General features: G+C 63.6%; 4 protein-coding genes. All 4 read right to left on the bottom strand.

What is annotated here, in order from left to right; all coding sequences use genetic code 11:
- Positions 1-545 (bottom strand): TRAP transporter large permease subunit (locus Q8N40_RS21290; RefSeq protein ID WP_305713200.1); only part of this gene is annotated, 545 nt, incomplete at its 3' end.
- A 2-nt stretch (positions 546-547) separates the two neighbouring features.
- Complete coding sequence (locus Q8N40_RS21285) at positions 548-1,135, bottom strand: TRAP transporter small permease (protein WP_305713199.1); 588 nt, start codon at positions 1,133-1,135, stop codon at positions 548-550.
- A gap of 147 nt (positions 1,136-1,282) precedes the next feature.
- Complete coding sequence (locus Q8N40_RS21280; protein ID WP_305713198.1) at positions 1,283-2,089, bottom strand: MBL fold metallo-hydrolase; 807 nt, start codon at positions 2,087-2,089, stop codon at positions 1,283-1,285.
- A partial coding sequence (locus tag Q8N40_RS21275; protein ID WP_305713197.1) for a TatD family hydrolase occupies positions 2,086-2,876 on the bottom strand: 791 nt, incomplete at its 5' end. The genes Q8N40_RS21280 and Q8N40_RS21275, both read right to left, overlap by 4 nt.

The following is a 2,876-nucleotide window of genomic DNA, read 5'->3' as shown; positions in this document are numbered from 1 at the left end:
CCGCCGAGAAATACCTGAAGCACGGAAACGTTTGCGGTCACCGCATAGACCACCATCGGGATCGATGGCGGGATCAGCAGGCCCAGGGTGCCGGAACCGGCCAGCGAGCCGAGGCTGAGATTCTTGTCGTAACCGCGCTTGTCGAGCTCGGGTAAGGCAATCTTTCCGATGGTCGCGCACGTCGCCGCCGAGGAGCCCGACACCGCCGCGAAAATGCCACAGCCGATCACGTTCACATGGGTCAACCGCCCGGGCAGCCATTGCACCCAGGGTGAAATGCCGCGGAACATTTCTTCCGACAATTTGGTGCGGAACAGTATTTCCCCCATCCAGATGAACAGCGGCAGCGCGGCCAGCGTCCATGATGCGCTCGCGCTCCAGGTCGCGGTGGCAAGCACGCTGCCGAGCGGTACCGAGGTCGTCAGCGCCATCGCCACGAAGCCAACGAGCCCCAGCGCGATTGCGATCCAGACGCCGCTCGCCAGCAGCGCGACCATGACGCCGAGCAGAACGAAGGCCAATTCCATCATGCCGAGGTTGACCATCATCAACCTCCGCCGCCTTGCGCGATGCGTTCGAGGAACTCATCCGGTGTTTCGTCCGGTGAACCCTTCTCATAGCTCGGCCGGCGGCCGCGAACGACGCTGACCAATTCGTCGATCAGCGCGATCGACAGGATGGCGAGACCGCCGGAAAAGCCAAGCTGCGGAATCCAAAGGGGAAGCGCGACGACGCCCTGGGCCATGTCGTTGAAGCGCCAGGAGTCGTAGGTCATTTGCGCCGCGTGGCGGGTGTAATAGAGCACGAAGCCGGCCGCGATGGTGAGCGCAACGATTTCGGCAATCTGCTTCGGCCGTCCCCTCAGTCGCTCCAGCAGCATGCCGACGCGGATCATTTCCCCGCGCTTGAAGGTGTGGGCCAGGCCAAGGAACGCCATTGCGGCCATGCACCAGGATGCAAAATCGTCGCCGGCCGGGATATTGAGCGCGAACTGCCGTCCGACCGACATCACCATCATGATGCCGAAGATCAGAAGCAGGAAAACGCCCGCCGCATATCCGGCGCCAAGATAGAGACCGTCGAGCGCACGCCTGAGCAACCCGGCAGCCAGCAGATCATCAGCGCGCTCTGTCAATCAGTCCCCCATTCCTTCGCCCTACCCCGTCCGGGAGCTGACGTTAGACCAACCTGTCGATTACCAAAAGCAAGTAGTGTGCCGCTATGGCCCACAACATCAATCAGGACCGGATTATCGCGATTGACGGCGCCATGGCAATCCACTCTATCCCGCTTGCTCCAGCGTGAGCCGCATGCCGTCATAGGCCGGGATTACGCCCTTGGGCAGGCTCTGCCGCAGCACCTCGTAATCCAGATCGGAATGCATGTTGGTAATGACCGCCCGGCGCGGCTTGAAGCGGTCGATCCAGGCCAGCGCGTCGTTGAGGCTGAAATGGCTGGGATGGGCGGCATAGCGCAGCCCGTCGATGATCCAGAGATCGAGATTTTTCAGATAGGGCCAGCTCCCGGCCGGAATGTCGCTGACGTCGGGCGTGTAGGCCGCGTCGCCAATGCGATAGCCCAGCGCCGGGATGTTGCCGTGCTGCATGATGAAGGCGGCCAGCCTCACCGGACCGCCCTTCCCGTCGATGGTCCGGCTTTCGCCGGACTCGATGGTGTGGTGTTCGAGGATCGGCGGATACTCGCTGCCCGGCGGCGTGACAAAGCAGTAGGAAAATCGCAGCAGGATATGGTCGGCGGTCGACTGGTTCAGATAGACCGGAATCCGCCGGCGCTGATGCATCACGACCGAGCGCAGGTCATCGATGCCATGGGTCTGATCGGCATGCTCATGGGTGAGAAACACCGCGTCGATGTGATCGACATCAGCGTCGATCAGCTGCTCGCGCAGGTCCGGTGAGGTATCGATCACGATCCGGGTGATGCCATCAGCCCCGGCGCGTTCAACGAGCAATGAGCAGCGGCGGCGGCGATTCCTGGGATTGGCGGGATCGCAGGCGCCCCAGCCGAGCGCAGGACGCGGCACGCCGGCCGAGGAGCCGCAGCCGAGGACTGTCAAGGTCAGCGTCATGCCACGGCTTCCGGAGCCGGCACCTTGCTGAACAGTCGGAAAAAATTCTCCGTGGTCTGACGCGAAATCTCGTCCAGCGAAACGCCGCGTGTCTCCGCCAGCACCCTTGCCACCTCGACCACGTAAGCAGGCTCGTTGCGCTTGCCGCGGAATTTGCCGGGCGCCAGATACGGCGCGTCGGTCTCCACCATGATGCGATCGGCCGGAAGTTCGGCCGCGAGATCGCGCAGGGCCTGCGACTTCTTGAAGGTCAGAATGCCCGTGAACGAAATCGACAGGCCGAGGCCGATCGCCTGCAGCGCGAGATCGCGTCCGCCGGTGTAGCAATGCAGCACCGCACGAAACGGTCCCTTGGCCATCTCGTCCTCGAGCACGCGGCCGCAGGCCTCGTCGGCATCGCGGGTATGGATCACCAGCGGCAGGCCGGTGGCGCGGGCGGCGGCGATGTGGGCGCGAAAGCCGCGTTCCTGTGCTCCCGGCGAGCCATTGTCGTAGAAATTATCCAGCCCCGCCTCGCCCAGCGCCACGACTTTGGGATGACCAGCCAGCTCGATCAGTTCGGCCGCGGCAATGCCGTCTTCCTCGTCGGCGTGATGCGGGTGGGTACCGACCGAGCAATAGACGTTCGGAAACCGTTCCGCGATGTCGAGCAGTCCGGCAAGCCGCCGCACCCGCGTCGAGATGGTGACGATGCGCCCTACTCCCGCGCTTTCCGCCCGCGCGACGATGCCGTCGAGATCGTCGGCGAAATCAGGAAAATCGAGATGGCAGTGGCTGTCGACGAGCA

The sequence above is a fragment of the Bradyrhizobium sp. genome (genome assembly GCF_030693485.1).
GTDB lineage: Bacteria > Pseudomonadota > Alphaproteobacteria > Rhizobiales > Xanthobacteraceae > Bradyrhizobium.
The sequence above is the reverse complement of the archived record's forward strand: the minus strand, read 5'-3'. Positions and strand labels throughout refer to the sequence as shown.